Here is a 24,500-nt window from a genome sequence, read left to right on the forward strand (position 1 = left end):
ATGTAATTTGGATTTTATAATTCCTGTGGCGATAAAACTTACAATCGGATTTATTGCTTTAGTAGTATTTATGAATTTAAACGGACGAAGCCAGCTGGCACCCACTTCAACAGAAGATCAGATAGGAAACTATGTTCTTGGGGGAATTATTGGTGGTGTAATTTACAATCCTAGCATAACAATAGTTCAGTTTTTAATAGTACTGTTAATATGGGGACTGTTAATGACAACAATAGATTTTCTAAAAAATTCAAACAAAAATGTAAAAAAAATGATAGATGGACAAATTGTATACTTAATAAAAGGTGGAAAAATGCTAACAGAAAATTTTGCTCAGGCAACTCTTTCTATTCCTGATTTCTATACGAAATTAAGAACAAAAGGGATTTTCAAAGTATCGGAGATTGAAGATGCATTTATGGAATCAAATGGACAATTAATTGTTATACAAAAAAATGATGAAAATTATTCAAGTTTACTAATTTCGGAAGGAAAAATTCTGCAAGAAAATCTTGAACATATTGGAAAAGATGACAAATGGCTTTGGGAAGAACTTGCAAAGTATAATGTTTCTGATATTAATGATATTTTTTTAGTTGAATATGATGGCGATGATAAACTTTTTATTGTGAGAAAATAATTTTAAATAAAAGATACTCAGACAGTAGTGTGATATTGCCTGGGTATTTTTTGTATACAGAATAGAAAAAAGTAAAAAAAACAATTTACAGAATAAAGATTTTACAGTATAATATGAACAAAGGAAAATAGAGTGATATTATTGAAAATAAATGGTTAGAAAAATTTTGAAATAATATTTAGAAGAATAAATTTATATTGAGGAGGAAAATTAATGGGAAAAAAAGCATTAGTAATCGGAGCTGGAGGAGTATCAAATGTAGTGTGTCACAAATGTGCACAAAATTCGGAAGTATTTAGTTCAATTATGATAGCTAGCCGTACAAAGGCAAAATGCGATGAAATCAAGGAAAGAATTGAAAAAAGTAAATATGCTGGAAGAATTGAGATTCAGACTGCAAAGGTGGATGCAAATAATGTGTCTGAGTTAGTGGCATTGATTAATGAATATAAGCCTGATATTGTGATAAATGTGGCTTTGCCATATCAAGATTTGACAATTATGGATGCTTGTCTTGAAACTAAGACTGATTATTTGGATACAGCAAATTATGAGCCTTTGGACACAGCAAAATTTGAGTATAAATGGCAATGGGCTTATAGAGAAAAATTTGAAAAGGCTGGGATTACGGCTATTTTAGGAAGTGGATTTGATCCAGGTGTTACTGGAGTGTTTTCAGCATATGCACAAAAGCATTATTTTGATGAAATAAATTACATTGACATTCTTGATGCAAATGCAGGAGATCACGGTTACCCGTTTGCAACAAACTTTAATCCAGAAATTAATATTAGAGAAGTTACAGCTAATGGAAGTTACTGGGAAGATGGAAAATGGGTAGAAACAGAACCGATGGAAATTAAAAGAGTATACAATTTCCCACAAATTGGTGAAAAGGATATGTACTTACTGCACCATGAAGAATTAGAATCGCTTGCAGTTAATATTAAAGGTATTAAAAGAATTAGATTCTTTATGACTTTTGGACAAAGTTACCTGACTCACTTAAAAGTGCTTGAAAATGTTGGAATGACTTCAATTGAGCCAATAGAATTTGAAGGAAAGAAAATTGTTCCATTACAATTTTTAACAGCAGTATTACCTGATCCAGCTTCACTTGGGCCTAGAACAAAAGGTAAGACAAACATCGGAAATATTTTTAGAGGTAAAAAAGATGGCGTAGAAAAAACTTATTATGTGTACAATGTTTGCGATCATGAGGAATGTTACAAAGAAGTTAGCTCACAAGCTATTTCTTACACAACAGGAGTGCCTGCAATGATAGGGGCTGCAATGGTACTTACTGGTGAATGGAAAAAGCCAGGAGTGTTTAATGTAGAAGAAATGAATCCAGATCCATTTATGGAAGCATTAAATAAATTTGGACTACCTTGGCTTGAAGATTTTAAACCGACATTGGTTGATTAAAAAAAATATTACAGTAAAATAAATTTTTGAAAATCAGACTGCTGAAAGATGTTAGATCTTACATTTTTTAGCAATTTGATTTTTTTTTATAAAAATTTTTAAAAAATTTGTGAAGATAGTATTTTAAAATTTAAAAAAATAGGGTATAATTAAGTATGAAAAAAATATAAAATTTTATAGGAGGAGAAAATGAAAAAAATTGTTACAATTTTTAGTGTAATTTTTGCATTAATGTTAGTCGTAGCTTGTGGAAATAAGCCAGCTACAGGAGAGCAGGTAAAAGATGGTAAAACATCTGCAGATGCGACAAATTCTAAAAAAGCGGTTGCAGTAGTGTATTCTACTGGAGGTAAAGGTGACAAATCATTTAATGATGCAACTTTCAGAGGATTAGAGAAAGCACAAAAAGAATTAGGAATCACTTTTAAAGAATATGAGCCAAAAGACCCGTCAACAGAAGCAAAAAATGCTTTAACACAATTTGCAGAATCTGGAGAATTTGACTTGATTATAGCAGTTGGATACAGCATGAAAGATTCATTAGTTGCAGTAGCTCAGGCTTTCCCTGATCAAAAATTTGCAATAATTGATGAAACTGTAAATGGACTACCAAATGTTGCTTCTATTTTGTTTAAAGAACAAGAAGGATCATTCTTAGTAGGAGCATTGGCTGGAATGATGGACAAAACAGGAAGTATTGGATTTGTCGGTGCGAACGAATCTGAATTAATTAAGAGATTCTATGCAGGGTATACACAAGGTGCAAAATATGTAAAACCAGATATCAAAGTTTTACCTGTATATATTGGTGGAACTAACTCATTTAACGATCAAGCATCAGCAAAAGCTAAAACTGAAACATTAATTCAACAAGGTGCAGATGTTATTTATCATGCTGCTGGAGCAAGTGGACTAGGGGTATTCCAAGCAGTTAAAGAAAAAAATGTTTATGGAATTGGTGTGGATTCTAACCAAGATAATTTGTATCCAGGAATAATTTTGACATCTATGATGAAATATGTTGATAACGCAGTATTTGATGTTGTAAAATCTACTATAGATGGAAAATTTGAAGCAAAATTACAAGTTTTTGGAATCAAGGAAAATGGAGTAGGAACAACTAACTTTGAATTTACAAAAGATAAAATTGGAGAAGAAAACATCAAACGTCTTGAACAAATTAAACAAGACATTAAAGATGGTAAAATTCAAGTAAAACCTGCATTATAATTATTTTTCAAAAAATAAAACATAAAAATTAAAGTGTAAAAATTTACTAAAATAAGTTATTTGAATACTCAGTACAATAATAAATGGTTGTTTGAGAGTGGAAATTGATTGATTGCCATTCTTTTGCAACCTTTTTATCTTTTCTTTATTCTTTACCTTAAAATTTTTATTAAACTATTAATCTGAAATTGGAATAAAAAGATTTTAATTTTTAAAATGGAATTTAATAATATCAAAATATTTAGGAGATGATTTTATGAGAGCAGTTGATATAATTGAGAAAAAACGTGATAATCTTAAACTGTCTGACACAGAGATAGAGTTTTTATTAAATGAATATTTGGCTGGAAATGTACCTGATTATCAGATGTCAGCATTTCTTATGGGAGTTTACTTTAATGATATGACACAGGAAGAACTGTTGAAATTTACAATGGTAATGAGAGACTCTGGAGATGTGATAAAATTTGATGAGATAGATAGATTTCTTGTGGATAAGCATAGTACAGGAGGTGTTGGAGATAAGGTTACAGTAATACTTTCCCCTATTTTATCAGCACTTGGGATGGGAAATGTGAAGTTATCTGGAAAAGGACTTGGGCATACTGGAGGAACAATTGACAAGTTTGAGTCAATTAAAGGATTCAAGTTTTCAACGACAAAAGAGGAACTTGTAAAAATTGCTAATAAAACTGGAGTTGGGCTGATGGGGTACAGCGACAAGATAGTCCCTCTTGACAAGAAGCTGTATTCTTTACGTGATGTGACTGCAACTGTTCCAAGTATTCCGTTAATTGCCAGCAGTATTATGAGTAAGAAATTAGCAATTTATTCAGATGTTATAATTCTTGATGTAAAAGTTGGGGATGGAGCCTTTATGAAAGATTTGGGGCAAGCTAAAAAATTGGCTGAAAGAATGATTGAAATTGGAAAAGGTGCTGGAAGGAAAGTTAAGGTTGTACTTAGCAATATGGATGAACCGCTTGGGCATGCAATTGGAAATGCAAACGAAATTATAGAAGCAATTGAATTTTTAAAGGGAAATGGTGCTTCTGACGTAAAAGAAGTTGTTTATACGATTGCAGGACTTGCCTTGAAGGAAAAAGGTGAAATATCAGAATTAAGTGAGGCAAAAGAAAAAATTGATGAAGTAATAAAAAACGGAACAGCATTACAGATATTGGCAGAATTTATTGGGGAAAGCGGTGGAAATAAAGACCTTGTAAATGACTACGGACTACTTCCAAAAGCCAGCTATGTAATGGAAATTTTTTCTGAAAATGAAGGATATATAAAAAAAATAAAAACAGAAGAAATTGGAAAAGCAGCAATGATTATTGGTGCAGGCCGTGCTAAAAAAGAAGATGAAGTTGACCATGCAGTTGGAATAAATATCTTTAGAAAAGTTGGAGAAAAAATAGGAAAAAATGAAAAAATTGCTGAAATTTACTATAATGATGATAAAAATGTGAACGAATCTAAAAATATGGTTATAGATGCATTTGTAATAACATCAGAAAAAGTTGAAGAGCCAAAGGCAATTTTTGAAATAATAGAATAATATTAAAGTTTAAGTGCATTTGATAGAATTTTTAAGATTAAATTTTTAATTTTTTTATTCTGTCAAAAGCACTTTTTTGTAATAGACAAAAAACATAATAAATGATATAATAAATAGATTTTTAATAAATTTAAAATATTAAAATTTTTAGGAGTGAGAAAAATAGTTATAGATAAAAGAAAAAGTGTAATGCTTGTAATGACTTGTATTATTTTTATGATGACTTATTCAAGTTTAGCGGGAACCCCTACTTTTAGTCGTAAACTAAGTATTTTTGTAGATGAAAATAATTTAAGCCATGAGGATATTTACGATTTAATTGTGAAAATCAATCAATTCAAGAGCAGAGATAATAAGCAGTTGGCACAGGAATTGAAAAAAATTGGAAAAAGAAAAGAAAAAGAGAAACAAAACAATGATTTATTTTTATCATTAGAAAAAAATCAGGATATTATATTTTCTAGGGATGGAAATTGGCAAAAAATAGATAAAATTTCTAAAAATAATCACAATATTTATGTTTTTTTTATGAAAAGAAATGAAAATAACTTGAGAATACGGGAATAAATGCCAAATATTTTATAACCTATAAAAATAAATAAAGAAAGGAAAGATAAAATGTTAAAGAAAATAGGAGAAAAAATATTTGGAACATCAGATGATAGAGAAATAAAGAAAATGCAAAAATTGGTAAATAAAATCAATGAAGTTGAACCACTTTTTGCGAAATTGACAGATGAACAATTGAGCCATAAAACAACAGAATTTAAAAAAAGATTAGAAAAGGAAACATTAGATGACATATTAGTGGAAGCATTTGCAACAGTTAGAGAAGCTTCAAAAAGACTTATGGGAATGCGTCACTATGATGTTCAGCTCATAGGTGGAATGATTCTTCACAAAGGAAGCATTGCAGAAATGAAGACAGGGGAAGGTAAGACTTTGATGGCTACACTTCCAATCTATTTAAATGCTTTGACTGGTAAAGGAGTGCATGTCGTAACAGTTAATGACTATCTTGCTAAACGGGATAGAGATATTATGGCAGGACTTTTTGAGTTTCTAGGATTGACTTCGGGAGTAGTTGTTGGAAATATTACCCCAGAGCAAAGAAAAGAGGCATATAACTGTGATATTACTTATGGAACAAATAATGAATTTGGATTTGATTATTTGAGAGACAACATGGTTGGAGAACTTGAAGAAAAAGTTCAGCGTGGACATAATTATGTTATTGTCGATGAGATTGACTCAATCTTAATTGATGAGGCAAGAACGCCACTTATTATTTCAGGAGCTGCTGAAGAAACTACAGAATGGTACAATACTTTTGCTGAAGTAGCAAAAGTGCTTAAGAGAAGTTACAAGACAGAAGAAATTAAAGACAAAAAAAATACTGTAATTCCTGATGAAGACTGGGAAGATTATGAAGTTGACGAAAAATCGCACACAGTTACAATTACTGATAAAGGAATAAAAAATGTTGAAAGAATATTAAAAATTGATAATTTATATTCACCAGAGTATGTTGAACTTACGCATTTCTTAACACAGGCTTTGAAAGCAAAAGAGTTATTTAAGCTAGATAGGGATTATATTATTAATGATGATAATGAAGTTATCATAGTTGATGAATTTACAGGACGTCTTATGGAAGGAAGACGTTATTCAGATGGACTGCATCAAGCGATTGAAGCAAAAGAAAAACTGGAAGTTGCTGGAGAAAATCAGACTCTTGCAACAATTACATTACAAAATTATTTTAGAATGTATGAAAAACTGTCAGGAATGACGGGGACTGCAAAAACAGAAGAAGATGAATTTAAACAAATTTATAATCTAAAAGTTATTGTAGTGCCTACAAATAGACCTGTTGCCAGAGTTGATCTGCCAGATGTTATCTATATGAATAAAAAAGCTAAATATAAAGCAATAGCAAGAAAAATAGAAGAACTTTATGAAAAAGGGCAGCCAGTCCTTGTCGGGACAGCTTCAATTCAGCATTCAGAAGAAGTATCAGCTTTACTAAAAAAAGCAAGAATACCGCATGAAATATTAAATGCAAAACATCATGAAAGAGAAGCTGAAATTATTGCACAGGCTGGACGTTTCAAAACAGTAACAATCGCTACAAATATGGCTGGTCGTGGAACAGATATAAAACTTGGTGGAGATGCAGAATCTTTCGCAACAAAAGTTGCTGTTAAAGGAACACCTGAATATGAAGATGTATACAAAACTTATGTAAAAGAATGTGAAGAAGACAAAAAACGTGTTATCGAAGCTGGAGGATTGTTTATTTTAGGAACAGAAAGACATGAAAGCAGACGTATAGATAATCAGTTGAGAGGGCGTGCTGGACGTCAAGGAGATCCAGGGACATCAGAGTTTTATCTTTCATTAGATGACGATTTGATGAGATTGTTTGGTGGAGATAGGCTAAAAGCCATGATGAAAATGTTAAAAATTGACGAAGATGAAGAAATTCGTCATAAACAAATCAGTAAAGCTGTAGAAAATGCACAAAAACGTATTGAAAGCAGAAACTTTTCATCAAGAAAAAGTCTTATTGAATATGATGATGTAAATAATACTCAAAGAGAAGTTGTCTATGAACAAAGAGACGCTATTTTGAAAAATGAGAATTTGAAAGAATTAATTACAAATATGATTTCAGATACTGTAGATGACATTGTAAATTCAGCTTATGTGGGTGAAGGAAATGGTGAAAAAGACTTTAATTTATTGTCTGATAAACTTTATGAAACATTTGAATATAAAATTTCAGAAGATTTACAAAATGCTAGTGCAGATGAAATTTCAAATAAAGTCTATGATGACTTGATAAAAATTTATGATGAAAAAGAAGAAGCAATAGGACAAGAAGTCTTTAGAAGAATTGAAAAATATATTATGCTGGAAGTATTGGACACTAAATGGAGACAGCATTTGAAAGACTTGACAGAATTGCGTGAAGGAATAAGATTACGTTCTTATGGACAGAGAAATCCTATTCATGACTATAAAATTGTCGCTTTTGATATTTATAATGAAATGATTGATGCAATAAAACGTGAGACAAGTTCATTTATATTAAAACTAAGAGTTCGTGGCGAGGAAGATACAAATAACTTGACACATGAAGAAGTTTCAAATGTAAGATATGAGCATGAGGAAAATGAAATGTTAGGAGATGATGTTTCAGATAGAACATCAAATGACTCACAACGTCCACTTTCAAGAAGAGAAAGAAGAGAACGTGAAAGAAGAAATGTATAATACTTTTTGATCTGATAAACTAAAAATATGGTATTAAGAAAATCTATACCATATTTTTTATTTATATAATTATTATTTTAATTGAAATTCTAAGAAAAATAGGTTAAAATATAACAATAATAAAAAATATTGAAACTAAATAAGGGGGAATGTGGATGAATAAAAATGTAGCGGCCTTTTTTGACATAGATGGAACAATTTATAGAGATTCTTTGCTAATTGAGCATTTTAAGATGCTTGTGCAGTATGAATATATTGATATGATGACTTGGGAAGGGAAAGTTAAAGAAAAATTTTCTAAATGGGAAAATAGAACTGGGGATTATGACGATTATCTCGATGAACTTGTGCAGACTTATATGGAAGCTCTAAAGAATTTTAGCAAGGAGGATATGGATTTTATTGCTAAAAGGGTAATGGAGCTAAAAGGTGACAAGGTTTATCGCTATACACGTGAAAGATTAAAGTACCACAAAGAAAGAAATCATAAAGTTATAATTATTTCTGGGAGTCCAGACTTTCTTGTAAGCAAAATGGCTGAAAGGTATGGAGTTAAAGATTATAAGGCCTCTATTTATGAAGTTAATGAAAATGGTATTTTTACAGGAAAAGTAACTCCAATGTGGGATGCCAAAAGTAAACAAAAAGCAATAGCAGATTTTTGTAAAATGTACGAAATAGATTTGACAAAATCATATGCTTATGGGGATACAACTGGTGATCTGACAATGTTTAAAAACGTAGGAAACGCCATTGCTATAAATCCTGCTAAAAAATTACTTCAAAAAATAAAAAGAGATAAAGAATTGAAGGAAAAAGTAATGATAGTTGTAGAAAGAAAAGATGTTATCTATAAATTAAAAGCAGATGTGGATATTATATAAATTGACGTTAAACGAATATATTTTTCAATCAGAAATATAATTTGATAAAATAACTTTTTGTAAATATGTAAAAATTAAATTAATTAAAGAAAAGATGATAATCATGGATAAAAATTTAAAGATAGTTTATTTAGACAGAGTTACAGCTGGGCCGATTGATTTGAAAGAAAGATTTTCTAAATATGGTGAATATATTGAGTATGGAGATACTGATTCTAGCGAAATTGACGAAAGAATAAAGGATGTGGATGTTGTAATAACGACCCGGATAAAATTGGGGAAAAAGCAATTTGAGAAGGCTGAAAAACTTAAATTGATACTTGTTACAGCGACAGGATTTAACCATATTGATGTGAAAAGCGCAAATGAGTTTGGGATAAAAGTGGCAAATGTTTCGGGGTATTCGACTAATTCTGTGGCACAGCTTGCGATTACTTTTTTATTGAACGGATTGACACCTGTTAATAGATATTATGATGAAGTTAAGGATGGAAAATGGATGGATATTACTGTTCCTGATTATCAGAAATATCCGATAGACGATGTGAATGGAAAAATATTAGGAATTGTAGGATTTGGAAATATTGGTAAGAGAGTCGCTCAAGTCGCAGAGATATTGGGAATGGAAGTGTTGGTTGCGAAGAATACTGAAAAAGATAATGCAAAAACTGGCTCTGTAATTGAAAAAGATGGATTTTTACGTTATGATTTGGATGAAGTGCTTGAAAAATGCGATATTTTGACACTTCATGTCCCGCTGACTGATTCAACACGAAATCTTATAAATCTTGACAAAATGAAAAAAATGAAGAAAAGTGCGGTAATTTTGAATCTTGCAAGAGGGCCTGTAATAAATCAGGAAGATTTGTATTTTGCACTAAAAAATAAAATAATAAAATCAGCGGCCATTGATGTTACAAGTGTTGAGCCAATTGAAAAAAATTCTAAATTATTTCAGCTGGATAATATTTTAATTACACCGCATATTGCTTGGAAATCTGAAAAAAGTATGATAAAACTGATGGACGATGTTGAGAAAAATTTAAAATTGTTTCTTGAAGGAAGACTGGAAGGCTTAAAATAGGGAAAGCTTTTCAAAAATATTACATAAAGTTTTGTACAAGACTAATATTTTAAGAAATGCTTAAAAAAAAATTTTACTAGGAATGCGAAAGAGGTGAATATAATGCTGATAAGTAATTTTAGTGGCATAAAACTTGAATTTGATGGACTTTATTATGGAGGAAATTATGAAATTGAAATTTTTCCAGATGGGAGATTTTATTATTCATATATTGAAAATACTTCAGTTGAGCTAAAAAAAGGATCTTTCCAGATTAATCAGAAGGAAATTATGATTTTTGAAGAAATGATGGATTATTTTGAACTTTTGAAAAATCAAAGTAATTATATGATAAATGAGTTTAATTTTGGGAATGGAGTGCTTGTTATTCAGAAAAATAATGGACGTGAGGAAAAAATTAGGCTTGGCAAGGAAATGATGTTTGAATATGCCAAAACATTAATTGATAAATATACAAAAAAATCAAAAAGGCTCTTTTTACTCGATACTTATTTGGAAGGAGCTAAATATATCAGAAATTTTGCAATTAAAATTAAAGATGAAGTTCAATTGGATTTATTCCGTGAATTTAACGGCATTTCGCTAAATGCAGTCGCTATGTATAATTCCAAAAAGGAAAAAGTTGGATATTTGCCAAAAAATCAAAGTGAAATTATTGCAAGAATGATTGATGCTGGGAAAAAGTTTATCGCAGTACCGATTCCTTATGATGAGGAGATAGCTCTTAAAATTTATCTTGTAGATTAATTAATATAAAATTAAAAAATAATATTGACAAATAAATGTTTTTGATGTAAAATAATACTAGATAATTAAAATTAAATTAATTTAAAAAATAGTACTATTATTTAATTGTCAAAAATAAAACAGGGGGAATAATTATGGGATTCAGATTGAGTGTAAAAGGGCAAGAAAATGAAATTTTACTTGATAAGGAAAGCATTCTGGATGTAAAATACATTTCTGAAACGCCCGATGACTCGAATGCGAGAGCAACGGACTTGGGGGTAATCTTGGAAATTCGTGGGAAAATACTGGCAGCAGCAAATGGAGAAACAGAAGACGACACAAGAAAAGTAGCACAATGGTCGTTAGTACCATCAGAAGCAAGCGATGCCTACAGACAAGCCAGTCTTGAAATAATTTCAGCAGGACAGATGGTAAGAAAAATCGATATGACAAACGTATTTGTAGTTGATTATATTGAGGAATATGGAAATCAAGCTGGAACTGGAACTTTTTCACTAAAAATAAAACAGAAGAAGGAAAAGGTGAAGGAAGTGGCAATCGAAGGCGGATATGCAACACAGGAAGCCTAGTTTAGTGAATTAGAATTTTTAAAATTCTAAAATATATCAAAAATATAAAAGCATTTTTGAACTTTGGAAAATTTTTGTAAGTAAAATTATATAAAAGTAAAAATAATCTCTTTTTTCCTAAATTTTATCTAGGATTAGAGGTTATTTTTTTATTAATGCTATTCCCTTTTTAAATAGCTGATGTTTAATAAATTTTGAATTACATACTATATTAGTAAAGAATTAAAATGTTTTGTCCTTAATGATAGTTTCTATTTTATAATGAGATTTAATATTAGATTATTTTCCATTTAAATAGGAATAAATATAAGAGAGATTGAATGCATATTAAATTTGAGAAAAAATGTAAAAAATGGTAAAATATATAAATATAAATATTGTTAAAATTAAAAAAAGAAATGAGGAATAATTAAGTTGAAAAGAGCGGTTATATTGGATACGAGTGCGATTATGTATAGAAGTCATTTTGCACTAATGGGAATGAGAAATAGTAACGGAATGTCTACTGGAGCAACATTTGGGTTTATTAATACGCTGGAAAGTGTGATTAGGGAGTTTAGGCCTGATTATTTAGTGGCTTGTCTAGATGTGAAAAGAAGTGAGCTGGATAGAACTGGAGAGCTCGAAACGTATAAGGCACATAGGGAAAGTATGCCTGAAGAACTGGTTATGCAGATTGATACTATTATGAAGGTATTGGATGGGTATAGAATTCCGAAATATAAGAAGGATGGGCAGGAAGCGGATGATGTTATTGCCACTTTTGCCACTAAATTTTCTAATGATGAAGATGAGCAGATTGAGGTTTTTGTAATAACTGGGGATAAGGATTTGGCACAGCTTGTAGATGGAAAAATTAACATTGCCTTGCTTGGAAAAGGGGATAAAAATTCTGCATTTAAACATATAAAGACGGATGAAGATGTAGTTGAATATTTGGGAGTCACACCTGATAAGATTCCTGATTTGTTTGGGCTTATGGGAGATAAGTCGGACGGAATTCCAGGAGTTGCTGGGATTGGGCCTAAAAATGGAGTGAAACTTATTACGACTTATGGAAATTTGGAAGGAATTTACGAAAATATTGACGAAATAAAGGGAAAACAGAAGGAAAAATTACTGAGTGATAAGGAAAATGCCTTTATAAGTCGGGAACTTGCAACTGTGAAGCGAGAACTTGATATTGAATATGATAAAAAGAAATTGAAATTTGAGGAAAAGGATTTTGACAGCCTTTTGGAACTTTATGAAGAACTTGATTTTAAAAGATTTTCTAAAGCTGTGGAAGAAGAAAAGGAAAGATTCTTGCAAAATGGTAATCAGAAGGAACTTACTGAAGAAGAGAAGTTAGTTTTAGAAAAAAATAAAAAAATTACTGAAGAAAAATTGGAAAAAGAGAGACTTGAAAGAGAAAAAATTGAAAAGCAGGAATTGGAGTATGATAATGAAAATCCGATTTTTGATGGAATTTCACATTTTTATGAGCATGTAGAGTATGAGCATAATTCAGAAATAGACAAAAAAATTGATGAAATTCAAGTTTTAAAAGAAAAATTGGCAATGGAATACGAGGCTCAGAAGAAAAAGCAGGAAGAGACCGCACTAGAAAATCAGAAAACTGAAAAAACCAAGAAAATTAAAGATGAAAAAGTGTATTTTGAGAAAAATTATGGAAAAGTTGTGAGCTGGAATGATGCTTATTCTGTGATTGAGAAAATGGATAAAAAAGTAGCAATTTTTGAGAATATGCTTGGACTTTCTATTTGTGATGAAAAAACGAATATTGTGCTTTTGGATAGTGAATTGAAAAATATTTTACAAAATGAAAATCACGAAAAATCAGGAGCTGGAGTTCAAATTAACTTGTTCAGTTTAGGTGAGAATACTGATGAAAAAGGAGATAATAAAAAAAATATTGAGAATATTTATAAATTATTGAGTGAGAAAGAAATTATTGCCTATAATGTGAAAGAGTATATGAAAAATGGGGAAAGTGAGTATTTTGGATACTCTGTTGGTGGAAAAACTTATGGGATAAATGAAGAGAGATTCGGGATAAAATGTACGGAATATTTTGATATTTTGCTTGCAAGATATGTACTTGGGACAGAAAGTTTGCAGGAAATCGAGGAAATAATTCTAGATGAGTTTGGTGTTGAGATTGCAACTTTTGAAGAACAGTTTAAGAAGGAACGAAGAAAGAAAGATTTTAGTGATGTTTCCGATGATGTGATTTGTGAGTTTTTATCAAAGAGAACGTTTTTTATTTATAAATTGGAAATAATTTTTAGAAATAGATTACAAAATGAGCAGTTCTTAAATATATTTGACAAGCTAGAAAGTCGATTAATACCAGTATTGGCACAAATGGAAGAAACTGGAATAAAAATTGATAAAAAATATTTTAGTGAATTTCAGAATGAGCTGGAAGAAAAGATAAATATGCTTCAAAGTGATATTTATAAACTTGCTGATGGAGAATTTAATATTGATTCGCCACAACAATTAGGAGAAGTTTTGTTTGAAAAATTACAGATTCCATCAGGTAAAAAGACAAAAACTGGATATTCAACAAATGTGGAAGTTCTGGAAATGATTGCAAACAATGGGGAATTGACAGAAGACAAACGTATGATTGGGAAAAAGCTTCTGGAATACAGGGCTTATAAGAAATTATTATCAACATACATTGAGCCAATTCCAAAACTGGCGGATAAAGAGGAAAGGATTCATACTACTTTTAATCAAAATGGTACATCTACTGGACGGCTTTCGTCAGCAAATCCAAATTTACAGAATATTCCTGTGAGAACAGATGATGGAATAAGGATTCGTACTGGTTTTGTATCAAAAGAAGGACATAGCTTGATTTCGTTTGATTATTCACAAATTGAATTGAGAGTTTTGGCTGAATTGTCAAAAGATAGGCATTTAGTACAGGCGTATCAGGATAATCAGGATTTGCATGACTTGACGGCAAGAAAGATATTTTTCAAAACCGAAGAAGATGAGATTTCACGGCATGAGAGAAGTATTGCAAAAGTAATTAATTTTAGTATCCTGTATGGAAAAACTCCGTTTGGGTTGTCAAAGGAACTGGGAATTACAGTTCAGGAGGCTTCACAGTATATTACGACATATTTTGAGGAATATCCGAGAGTCAGAAAATTTTTGGATATTGTGACAGAAACAGCTAAGCTTCACGGTTTTGTAGAAACTTTTTACGGTACGAGAAGATATATTAGCGGAATTAATGCTACAAATAAGAACATACAGGCACAGGCTGTAAGAATGGCGGTAAATACTGTTGTTCAAGGAACAGCGGCAAATATTATAAAAAAAGTTATGATTGAACTTCATGAGGAGTTTAAAAATGATGAAAATATAAAAATGCTTCTTCAAGTTCATGATGAACTGATTTTTGAAGTTCGAGATGAATTTGCTAAGGAATATATGAAAAAAATTGAAAAAATTATGGAAAATACTGTTAAATTTAAGAAAGTTCCGTTAAAAGCTAATGGAAGTGTAGCTAAAAATTGGGGATTATTGAAGTAACTATATATTTTATATATGATAGAAATATATATTATATATTTGACTAATTGTTTTGAAATTGTTAGAATAATACTATATAAGGAAGGAATCAGAACAAAAAATGTCACAAATAAGAAAACTGGAAAATTATTTAAAGGGATTAAAAGACGGTACTGGAATCGGAATTGCCTACATTCCCTTTGGAGTTGCAATCGGACTGATTTCAGCCAAAAGTTTTTCTCAAATTTTGCCAATGATTGGGCTTACATCGTTTGGAATGTATGCAGGAGGGGCTCATTCGTTACTGTTAAAGATACTTTATGTGATGAAGTCGCCTCCAGTTGAAGTGATTTTATCTATTGTTCTTATCAATTTAAGATATTTATTGTTAAATATTGTTATTTTTAGACAGCTTGGTGAAAAAACTCCTATTTTTCAGAAGTTTCTGGTAGGCGTGGGGCTTACTGATGAAACTATAACATATCTGACATTGAAAAAGGCAACAAATGCGTGGTATATGATGGGAGTAAATACAATTCCATATTTTTGCTACTGTTTTGGTACAATTTTTGGAGCGATATTTGGAGAAAAATTGCCAGAATCACTTATGACAAGTATGAATTTTGTGCTTTATTCAATGTTTTTCAGTATGTTAATAATGGCTTTGAGTCAAAATTTTAAATATATAAGAATTGTTTTGCTGGCACTTATTATAAAAATGGCATTTTCATTTTTGCCTATTTTAAATAAGGTAAGTTCAGGATGGGTTATGATTTTGACAATGTTTTTGGCAAGTTTTATATACGCACAGCTTTATTATAATGAAAATTCTGAAAAGAAGGAAAACGATGAAATTGATAAAAAGAAAGGAAGTGATAAGATTGAATTATAACGAAAATTTAGGGATTTTAACAATGATTTTGATGACACTCATAATCATGACGGTAATACTGAGGACATTGCCAATATTTGTAAAAATTCCAGAAAACAACCTAAAAGTTAATAAGTTCTTTGAAGCACTTCCTTATACAGTACTGACAGTATTAGTATTTCCAGATATTTTTACTTCTACTGGAAGTACAAATTTTGACATAATAAGAGTTCTGATTGGAATGGTAATCGTAGCATATTTAACTTTTAGGAAGACAAATCTTGGAATAATAATAATTGTTTCTATTGCAGTGATATATTTTTTAGGGACTTTGAAAATTTATTTGAAATGATGAGAATTAAATTATGTATTTTCAATAAGCAAAATTTCGTTAGAAGAAAAATAGCTGTCTGAGCTTTTGGAATTTATTTAAAATTACGAATGTTTATTCATAATTAAAATAATCTATATTCAAAAGCGAGTTCTATTTTTGTTCTAAAAGAAAGTTTTGCGTAAAGCGGGAGTGCAGAGGTATGGCGTTTGATACCTCTGCTTAGATAAACTGAAGTAAATAAAAAATAATAGAAAAAACAAATGTTCATTGAGATTTTACAAAATTTATTTATAAATCAAATAAAAAGAAAAAATTTTATTTAACAACAGTCAATTTATTATTTTCAATTTTTATATCCTTTATCATTTGAAATTTTTCAACGCCTGATAAATTCAAAATTTCTTTTTTTTCAAGCTGACTAAAAGCATAATTTAACCCTGTTCTGATAATAGGTTTTTTATCAAGATCAATTTCTTTGTTTTCTTTTGTCAGTCTTACAATTTGAAAATCATCAAGATAAAGGTTTGATTTCATTGGATCATAATGAATATCAGTTGCAAAGGTCATCGTTCCGTTAATCTGATCATTTAGTGCGTCATTTAGGTATTCTGCTTCAATAATTAGCTTGTCATTTTCGAAATGTACTTTTGGATTAAATAGCTTTATTTTTCCAAGAGGGTAGGATTTTTCTATTGGAAACTTGGAAGCAACAGCACTTTTTACCATAGAATCTGGAATTTTTAACTGATTTTGAGTGTAAATGTAGTAACCTAAGCCTGCAATTAATACAATAACTGAAAAAAATAAAAATTTAAATAATTTCATAGTTATAACTCCTTTTCAAATTAAGTTCCGTTTTGGAAATTTTACTGAATTTATAAACTTCATTTCCAAAATCAAGTAACTATATCACTTAATTATTTAAAAATATTTTGAAAAAATATTTAATAGTCTTTGAAGACGGCTAAATAGAATAAAAGTAACAAAGTTAGATACTAAAATAAAAACTTTTTATTGAAAAACCTATAAATATTAGGTATAATAATACTATAATAACTAGAATATAAGGAGGATATGAACAAAATTAAAGTTCATTAAATATAATGGAAGAATTGGAAAAAACACGAAAAATAGTAAAAACATCATTTTTTATAGCAGTTGTAACTATTGCTGTGCTTCTTGTGTTTCCATATGATATGAAACCAAAAGAATGGGGAATTTATGCAAACAGTTACTTTATAACTACATTGGGGCTTACAGCTGGTGGAGCTGCTATCGGTATTCTTTTGGGAATGCTTTTAGCATTCTTAAAATTTCAGAAAACCAATATAGAAATTTTAGATATGATAAAAGATGTTATTATCGATGAATATGTTGACATAATGCGAGGAACTCCCATGGTTTTGCAGCTTTTGACATTATCTTTTGTAGTTGTAATACTTAACAATTACTGGATTGCATTAATCGCTTTAGGACTCAATAGTGCAGCTTATGTAGAAGAAACAATCCGTTCTGGAATTGAGAGTATAGACAAGGGACAGATGGAAGCTGCAAGAGCAACTGGAATGCCTTATAGAATGGCAATGAATGAAATTATAATGCCACAGGCAATAAAAAATATTTTGCCAGCACTTTTGAACGAATTTATAAATTTATTTAAGGAAACAGCCGTTGTGGGATATATCAGTGTTGTTGACATTACAATGAACAGTAAAAGTTTACAAGCTGTATACTATAGTGTAAAACCAATTTTATTTACTGGTTTGGTTTATTATATTAGCGTAAAATTATTCTCATTTATTGGGAAACGATTGGAGATGAGATTAAAGAAAAATGATTAGTTTTAATAAAAAATGTAGAGAATTAGCTTCATTTCAAGGTATTACTGAATTAAAAGAAGCTGAAATAATAAAAATAAAAGATTTGAAGAAAAAATATGGAGAATTGGAAGTTTTAAAAGGAATTAGTACAGAAATAAAAGAAGGGGAAGTAATTTCGATTATAGGACCTTCCGGAAGTGGAAAATCAACATTCTTACGTTGTATAAACAGGCTTGAAGAACCTACATCAGGAGAGATTAAAATAAATAATAAAAATATTTTGGAACGTAAGGTAGATATAAACAAAATTCGTGAGGAAGTCGGAATGGTATTCCAGCACTTTAATTTGTATCCACATAAAACTGTACTGGAAAACATTACTTTGGGACCAATTAGATTAAAAAAAATGACAAAAGCTGAGGCAGAAAAACTGGCAATAGAATTACTGGAAAAAGTGGGGCTTGCTGATAAGAAGGATGTTTATCCAAACAAGCTGTCTGGTGGTCAGAAACAAAGGGTTGCAATTGCAAGGGCATTAGCAATGAATCCAAAAGTAATTCTGTTTGATGAACCAACATCGGCACTTGATCCTGAAATGATAGGTGAGGTTCTGGAAGTTATGAAGGAGCTTGCAAATGCAGGAATGACAATGATTGTGGTGACACACGAAATGGGATTTGCAAGAAATGTAGCTAATAGAGTATTTTTTATGGATGGAGGATATATTCTGGAAGATGCAAAACCGCAGGATTTATTTGACAATCCAAAAACAGAAAGAGCAAGAGAGTTTTTAGAAAAAGTGTTAAATCACTAAAAGATTATTAGTTAAAATGATTTTAAATAAAATTAAATAGAGAAAGAGAGGAAAAAATATGAAAAAAATATTTTTGATGATAACATTAGTAATTTTTGGAATTATATCGTGTGGAAAAAAAGATAATGGGGAGAAAAAATTAAGAGTAGGACTGAATGCAGTTTTTGCTCCGTTTGAATATGTTGAAAATGGACAAGTTACTGGATTTGATGTTGATCTTATAAACGAAATTGGAAAAAATCTTGGATATAAAGTTGAAATTATTGACCAGTCATTTGATGGATTGATTCCAGCATTGAAAGCAGGAAAAATTGATATTATTGTATCTGGTATGAGTTCAACTGAAGAAAGAAAAAAATCAGTAGACTTTACAGATGATTACTTTGTTTCAAAAGAAACTTACATAAGAAAAAAAGGTAATACTGCAGTTACACCAGCTACATTAAGTGGTAAGAAAATTGGAGTTCAGCTTGGAACAATTCAAGAAATAGAAGCAAAAGAGATTAATGGAGCTACTGTTGTGCCAAACGAAAGTACAGTAAATACTATTTTAGATTTAAAAGCAGGAAAAATTGATGTAATTATTCTTGAAAAAGCAGTAGCTGAAGAATACATGAAGAAAAATCCTGAAATGGAAATTTTTGATGAAAAACCAGCTAAAATTGGAATGGCAATGGCTCTTAACAAAGGAAAAAATCAAGAGTTGATAAAACAAATAAATGATGAATTGAAAAAAATGAAAGAAAATGGAAAATATAATGAATTAATTAAAAAATATGGCCTTGAAAACAGCCAAAAATAAAATATTTTATTAAAATAGGAGGAAGAACAAATCATGAAAAAGCCTACATTAGTTGCAGTTTCTTCACTGGTCGCAATGGCAGTGCCCACAGTATCTGAAAAAATGACAACTTCTGCTATGCGAAAAGACATAATTCGTCCAAATGTGGCGGATATTCAACAGGATGTAAAAAATGATATACCAACATTAGATACACCAAATCCTGAAAAAATAGCCTCAGCTAAAGCAGCGGATAATCCTGATTTGATAACAGTTGCATTAACGCAGGACGGTACTGGAACAAGAATTGTTAATAATAAATCTTCATTACCATACCAAAATTCTGATAAAAATGCAACTAATCCACAACAAGCACAGCCAAAACAGCAAACAGAAACAGTACAGCCAGTAGTTCAAGCGCAAACTAATCAGACTGAAACTATTTCTGAAATTCAAGAAAAATCAATAAATAATCCACAAAGGGTACAGATTTCAAAATCAGAAATCATATCTCTTAAATCAAATGAATTAAGTTTTCATAAAAATAGTACTGATTTAAAGAAAGAAGCATATTCTGTACTACGTGATATAAAGGATTATGTCGAAAAAAATGATTATGTTGTATCAATTATTGGATATACTGATAAAAGCGGTGCTTCTTCTTATAATAAACGTTTGTCGCTTAGAAGAGCTGAAAAGGTTGGTTCAAAATTAATAGAATTTGGACTTTCTAAAGACAGGATAGTAGATTTAGTAGGACGTGGAGACAGTAATCCAATCAAAACTAATGATACAAAAGAAGGAAGAGAAGAAAACCGTAGAGTAGAATTTAGATTTGTAAAAAGAGGACAAGTATAGAATTATAGAATCTCTTTTAGAAAAAAGTGATAATTAGAGTAATAGTTTCTAAATATCGCTTTTTATATTGTAGTAAAACTATTAAAGAAAAAGAGTATATTTATAAAAATAAAAAATAGGAGAGAAATTAATTTGATGAAAAATAATGAAAATATTGAACAGATAGAAAATGGAGAAAGTCATATCGAAAGAGATATAAAAAATGCAAAAGAAATTCTGGAGAGAATGAATCCTAATCAGAAAATTAATTATCATACAATTTTAACAAAACTTATTTCAGATTGGGAAAACAAGGATATTCGTCCCAAAATATTAATTCACAGCTGCTGTGCTCCATGCAGTACATATACCTTGGAATTTTTAACACAGTATGCAGATGTTACAGTTCTTTTTGCAAACAATAACATTCATCCAAAAGCAGAATATGTAAAAAGAGCCTTAGCACAAGAAGAATTTATTAAGAAGTTCAATGAACGTACTGGAAATAATGTTGGATTTATTGAGGATGAGTATAAGCCAATGGATTTTTATAAGGCTGTGAAAGGACTGGAAAAGGAAAAAGAAGGCGGAGCAAGATGTACAGTCTGTTTTCAGATGAGGCTTGATATTGTGGCGAAAAAAGCTCAGGAATTAGGATTTGACTATTTTGGAAGTGCCTTGACATTGAGTCCCCATAAGAATAGTCAATTAATAAATACATTAGGGCTGGAAATTCAGGAAATTTTTGATGTAAAATATCTTCCATCCGATTTCAAGAAAAATAATGGATATAAACGCTCTGTCGATATGTGTGCAGAATATGACGTGTATAGGCAATGTTATTGTGGATGTATATTTGCAGCTATGGATCAAGGAATTGATTTAAACCAGTATAAATAGAAGTCAGAAGATATTAAAAAACTGATTTGTTAGAAAATTATAAAAAAATTAAAAATTTGCCTTGAAAAATAAATAAGAATAAGATATAATGTACTTGAAAAGGATTAATAAAAGCTAGGTATTAAAAAGTTAGACCATAAAGAAGCGAGCGAACCTAAGTCTTCCTGATTTAGTCAGGTATTAAAAAGTTAGGTCATAATAGAAGCGAGCAAGTCTAAGTCTTCCTGAGTCAGTCAGGTATTAAAAAGTTAGACCATAAAGAAGCGAGCAGTCTAAGTCTTCCTAATTTATTAATCATTATATTTAAGGTATTTTTAGGCGATATTATTATGTATCGCCTTTTTAAATAAAAAGGGGATTAAATGAACGAAAGGAAAAGTAAATTATATTTTATAACATTAACATCAAGTTATTTAAAGTATTTAGGAATATATGAAAATAAAGTTTCGCTAAAAGTAAACAGGCCATTTATAGGAATAGTTTTTAAGATAAATAATAAGGAGTATTTTGCACCATTATCTTCTCCAAAAGAAAAACATAAAAAAATGAAAACTAATATAGATTTTTTCAAAATAGATAAAGGTAACTTAGGAATTATTAATTTTAACAATATGATTCCAGTTATTAATAATGATTTGTGTAGGAAAAAATTGGATTTAAAAATGTTAAGTAAAAGTTTAAATACAGAGGATATAAAATATTTTAGATTATTAAAAAATCAATTGAAATATTGTGAAAAGAATAAAAATATTATATTTGCAAAAGCTGAAAAAATATATAATATTTTTACAAAAAATTTCGAAGAATTGAGTGAATCACATAAAAAAATGTATAGAAGAGTAAATAACTTTAAGGTGTTGGAGTCTGCTTCAAAAGAATTTGAAAAGGAATACATAACAAAATTACTTTAAAATTAAAATTAGAAGAGATTTAATTTAATAGAATGATATTAAACGGATTTGAGTATATATAAGAAATTAAATAGAAATAAAATAACAAGAATGAGGATTTAGAAGATGAGAATTTTAATTGTAGAAGATGAGAGAATGATAAATGATATTATAGCTAGAACGTTAAAAAAGGAAAATTACAGTGTTGATAGCTGTTTTGATGGAGAAGAAGCGTTAGATTATATTTTTTCTACAGAATATGACGTGTTGATATTAGATATAATGCTGCCTAAACTTGATGGGTTTGAAGTATTGAAGAGAATACGGAATAAAGGTATACAGACACCAGTTTTATTTTTAACTGCGAGAGAAAGTGTTCAGGATAGAGTAAAAGGGCTGGATTATGGAGCTGATGATTATTTGGTAAAGCCGTTTGATTTTGAAGAATTGCTTGCACGTATTCGTGTAATTCTTAGAAAAAATAGCATAAAATCTGATTCAGTAGGAAATGTTTTTAAATTAGCAAATCTTACAGTTGACTGTAATACACACACTGTATATAGAGATGAAAAGAAGATAAAATTATCTCCAAAAGAATTTTCAGTACTGGAATATATGATAAGAAACAAAAAAAGAGTTATTTCCAAAGAAAAAATTGAGCAGCATATTTATGATTTTGACTCTGAAAGAAATAGTAATGTGATTGAAGTACATATAAGGCTATTGAGAAAAAAAATTGATACAGATTTTACGCCTAAATTGATTCATACAATAAGAGGTGTAGGATATGTCTTAAAGGAAGAAAATGAATAAGAATACTAGTAATAATTTTGTTAATAAGATAAACAATAAAAAAAGAATTTCAATAAAAACAAAAATTGCATTATGGTATACAAGTATGATAATTATAATTGTACTGTGTTTTTTAGGAACGATGTTTTATATAAGTTCTATTGCAGTAAAAAATTCGGTTTATAAAAGGCTTAAAACGACAGTAGAAAAAATAAACCAGAATATTGAGTTTGAAGATGGTGAATTAATGATTGACAATAATCTTAGCGTTATAACTAATGATATTTTTATTTCGATTTATGATAAAAATTATGATTTTATATACGGAAATACAAATATTGATTTAGAAGTTTCAAAAAATTCTGCTGAAAGTAATAAGTTAAAGATAATAAAGCAGGAAAATTCAAATTCGAAATGGTATGTTTATGATATAAGAAAGAATCTTGATGGGTATGGTGAAATATTGATTAGAGGGATTACACCTTTTTCTAGCCTTGAAAAAAATATAGAACTTATTATCTTGATATTCATTGTTATATTTCCGTTTTTAATATTTGTTTCAGTTTTAAGTGGAAAATTTATAACAAAAAAATCCTTTAGTCCAATTGAGCAAATAGTAAAAACAGTTAATAAGATTTCAAAGGGAGATGATTTATCCCAAAGGATTAATTTGCAAAATGGCGAAAGAGAAATTTATGATTTAGCGGAAACTTTTGACCAGATGTTTAATCGTTTGCAGGAGGCGTTTGATAGAGAGGCTCAGTTTACATCGGATGTTGCTCATGAATTAAGGACTCCACTTTCAGCAATTCGCATGCAAAGTGAATATAGTTTGAAATATTTGAACTTAAATGAAGAATCAAAAGATATATTAAAAAATATTTTAGAAAAATCCAAAAAGATGTCAAGTTTAATTTCTGAATTGCTTATGCTTGCAAGAATGGATAAAAAAAATCAAAAACTTAATATCAAGAATGAGAATTTGAATGAAATTATTCAGTTAGTTATTGAAGTTGAAAGCAATTATGCTAAAGAAAAAAATATTAAAATTATTTACGATGAAAAAAATGATATTTTTGCAGATGTTGATAAAGATATGCTTACACGGGTTTTTATAAATCTTATTTCAAATGCGATTACTTATGGAAATGAAAATGGAACAATAAAAATAATTTTAAATAAAATAGAAAATGAATCTGAAAACACTGATGTACAAAAGTCAAAAATAAAATGTCAAATTATTGATGATGGAATAGGAATTTCAAGTGAACATATTAATAAAATCTGGAATCGTTTTTATCAGGTTGAATCTTCCCGTTCCACTGATAATTCAGGACTTGGGCTTTCTATTGTAAAATGGATAATTGAAGAGCATAAAGGGACAATTATGGTAGAAAGTGAGTTGGGGAAAGGAACTATTTTTACTTTTTACTTACCTGAAAAAATTTTGTAATCTAACTAAATAGGTTATTTTGATTAATATATTTTTATTTATAGAAAGG

Annotated in this window: 22 protein-coding genes; 21 read left to right on the forward strand and 1 reads right to left on the reverse strand. The window is 29.7% G+C overall.

Going from position 1 to position 24,500, the window contains the following annotated elements; all coding sequences use genetic code 11:
* The first annotated feature begins 7 nt into the window (after positions 1-7).
* From ACEG17_RS03120 to ACEG17_RS03180, 13 genes are all read left to right on the forward strand, one after another.
* The gene (locus tag ACEG17_RS03120) at positions 8-640 is read left to right on the forward strand and encodes a DUF421 domain-containing protein (RefSeq protein ID WP_372582513.1); all 633 of its coding nucleotides are present in this window, start codon (positions 8-10) and stop codon (positions 638-640) included.
* Positions 641-853: 213 nt separating this feature from the next.
* Positions 854-2,068, forward strand: a complete 1,215-nt coding sequence (locus ACEG17_RS03125) for a saccharopine dehydrogenase family protein (protein ID WP_372582514.1) — start codon at positions 854-856, stop codon at positions 2,066-2,068.
* Positions 2,069-2,257: 189 nt separating this feature from the next.
* Positions 2,258-3,298: a BMP family lipoprotein gene (locus ACEG17_RS03130; protein ID WP_147005697.1), complete on the forward strand. Its 1,041-nt coding sequence runs from the start codon at positions 2,258-2,260 to the stop codon at positions 3,296-3,298.
* Positions 3,299-3,554: 256 nt separating this feature from the next.
* Complete coding sequence (locus tag ACEG17_RS03135; protein WP_372582515.1) at positions 3,555-4,859, forward strand: thymidine phosphorylase; 1,305 nt, start codon at positions 3,555-3,557, stop codon at positions 4,857-4,859.
* A 153-nt stretch (positions 4,860-5,012) separates the two neighbouring features.
* Positions 5,013-5,426, forward strand: a complete 414-nt coding sequence (locus ACEG17_RS03140; RefSeq protein ID WP_372582516.1) for a hypothetical protein — start codon at positions 5,013-5,015, stop codon at positions 5,424-5,426.
* 51 nt (positions 5,427-5,477) lie between these two features.
* Positions 5,478-8,138 carry a preprotein translocase subunit SecA gene (gene secA, locus ACEG17_RS03145; RefSeq protein ID WP_299574745.1) on the forward strand — a complete coding sequence of 887 codons (2,661 nt, stop codon included), beginning with the start codon at positions 5,478-5,480 and terminating at the stop codon, positions 8,136-8,138.
* A gap of 155 nt (positions 8,139-8,293) precedes the next feature.
* Positions 8,294-9,022, forward strand: a complete 729-nt coding sequence (locus ACEG17_RS03150) for an HAD family hydrolase (protein WP_147005694.1) — start codon at positions 8,294-8,296, stop codon at positions 9,020-9,022.
* A 103-nt stretch (positions 9,023-9,125) separates the two neighbouring features.
* Complete coding sequence (locus tag ACEG17_RS03155; RefSeq protein WP_372582517.1) at positions 9,126-10,106, forward strand: NAD(P)-dependent oxidoreductase; 981 nt, start codon at positions 9,126-9,128, stop codon at positions 10,104-10,106.
* Between the two features lie 102 nt (positions 10,107-10,208).
* A complete protein-coding gene (locus tag ACEG17_RS03160) occupies positions 10,209-10,853 on the forward strand; it encodes an HIRAN domain-containing protein (RefSeq protein WP_299572687.1) in 645 nt (214 codons plus the stop codon).
* Positions 10,854-10,987: 134 nt separating this feature from the next.
* Entirely contained in the window at positions 10,988-11,425 is a 438-nt protein-coding gene (locus ACEG17_RS03165; RefSeq protein WP_372582518.1) for a hypothetical protein, read from the forward strand.
* 414 nt (positions 11,426-11,839) lie between these two features.
* Positions 11,840-14,980 (forward strand): DNA polymerase I, encoded by a 3,141-nt coding sequence (gene polA, locus ACEG17_RS03170; protein WP_372582519.1) that lies wholly within the window; start codon positions 11,840-11,842, stop codon positions 14,978-14,980.
* A gap of 100 nt (positions 14,981-15,080) precedes the next feature.
* Positions 15,081-15,851 carry an AzlC family ABC transporter permease gene (locus tag ACEG17_RS03175; protein ID WP_372582520.1) on the forward strand — a complete coding sequence of 257 codons (771 nt, stop codon included), beginning with the start codon at positions 15,081-15,083 and terminating at the stop codon, positions 15,849-15,851.
* Positions 15,808-16,182, forward strand: a complete 375-nt coding sequence (locus ACEG17_RS03180; protein ID WP_372582521.1) for an AzlD domain-containing protein — start codon at positions 15,808-15,810, stop codon at positions 16,180-16,182. Before ACEG17_RS03175 ends, ACEG17_RS03180 begins: the two co-directional genes overlap by 44 nt.
* 297 nt (positions 16,183-16,479) lie before the next feature.
* Here the strand turns inward: ACEG17_RS03180 and ACEG17_RS03185 are convergent, their stop codons facing one another.
* Positions 16,480-16,989: a DUF1439 domain-containing protein gene (locus ACEG17_RS03185; protein WP_026746083.1), complete on the reverse strand. Its 510-nt coding sequence runs from the start codon at positions 16,987-16,989 to the stop codon at positions 16,480-16,482.
* Positions 16,990-17,267: 278 nt separating this feature from the next.
* Between ACEG17_RS03185 and ACEG17_RS03190 the strand changes: the two genes are divergently transcribed.
* The 8 genes from ACEG17_RS03190 to ACEG17_RS03225 all read left to right on the forward strand — a co-directional run bounded on the left by ACEG17_RS03190 (position 17,268) and on the right by ACEG17_RS03225 (position 24,451).
* Positions 17,268-18,005: an amino acid ABC transporter permease gene (locus tag ACEG17_RS03190; RefSeq protein WP_372582522.1), complete on the forward strand. Its 738-nt coding sequence runs from the start codon at positions 17,268-17,270 to the stop codon at positions 18,003-18,005.
* A 64-nt stretch (positions 18,006-18,069) separates the two neighbouring features.
* Positions 18,070-18,798 carry an amino acid ABC transporter ATP-binding protein gene (locus ACEG17_RS03195; RefSeq protein WP_372582602.1) on the forward strand — a complete coding sequence of 243 codons (729 nt, stop codon included), beginning with the start codon at positions 18,070-18,072 and terminating at the stop codon, positions 18,796-18,798.
* Positions 18,799-18,856: 58 nt separating this feature from the next.
* On the forward strand, positions 18,857-19,600 hold the full coding sequence (locus tag ACEG17_RS03200) for a basic amino acid ABC transporter substrate-binding protein (protein WP_372582523.1): 744 nt from the start codon (positions 18,857-18,859) through the stop codon (positions 19,598-19,600).
* A 33-nt stretch (positions 19,601-19,633) separates the two neighbouring features.
* Entirely contained in the window at positions 19,634-20,437 is an 804-nt protein-coding gene (locus tag ACEG17_RS03205; protein ID WP_372582524.1) for an OmpA family protein, read from the forward strand.
* A 135-nt stretch (positions 20,438-20,572) separates the two neighbouring features.
* Positions 20,573-21,316 carry an epoxyqueuosine reductase QueH gene (locus ACEG17_RS03210; protein WP_372582525.1) on the forward strand — a complete coding sequence of 248 codons (744 nt, stop codon included), beginning with the start codon at positions 20,573-20,575 and terminating at the stop codon, positions 21,314-21,316.
* 362 nt (positions 21,317-21,678) lie between these two features.
* On the forward strand, positions 21,679-22,227 hold the full coding sequence (locus ACEG17_RS03215; RefSeq protein WP_372582526.1) for a type III toxin-antitoxin system ToxN/AbiQ family toxin: 549 nt from the start codon (positions 21,679-21,681) through the stop codon (positions 22,225-22,227).
* 105 nt (positions 22,228-22,332) lie between these two features.
* On the forward strand, positions 22,333-23,019 hold the full coding sequence (locus ACEG17_RS03220) for a response regulator transcription factor (protein ID WP_372582527.1): 687 nt from the start codon (positions 22,333-22,335) through the stop codon (positions 23,017-23,019).
* A complete protein-coding gene (locus tag ACEG17_RS03225) occupies positions 23,012-24,451 on the forward strand; it encodes a HAMP domain-containing sensor histidine kinase (RefSeq protein WP_372582528.1) in 1,440 nt (479 codons plus the stop codon). Before ACEG17_RS03220 ends, ACEG17_RS03225 begins: the two co-directional genes overlap by 8 nt.
* Positions 24,452-24,500 lie beyond the last annotated feature (49 nt).

Source organism: Leptotrichia hongkongensis (assembly GCF_041538065.1).
Taxonomy (GTDB): domain Bacteria; phylum Fusobacteriota; class Fusobacteriia; order Fusobacteriales; family Leptotrichiaceae; genus Leptotrichia; species Leptotrichia hongkongensis.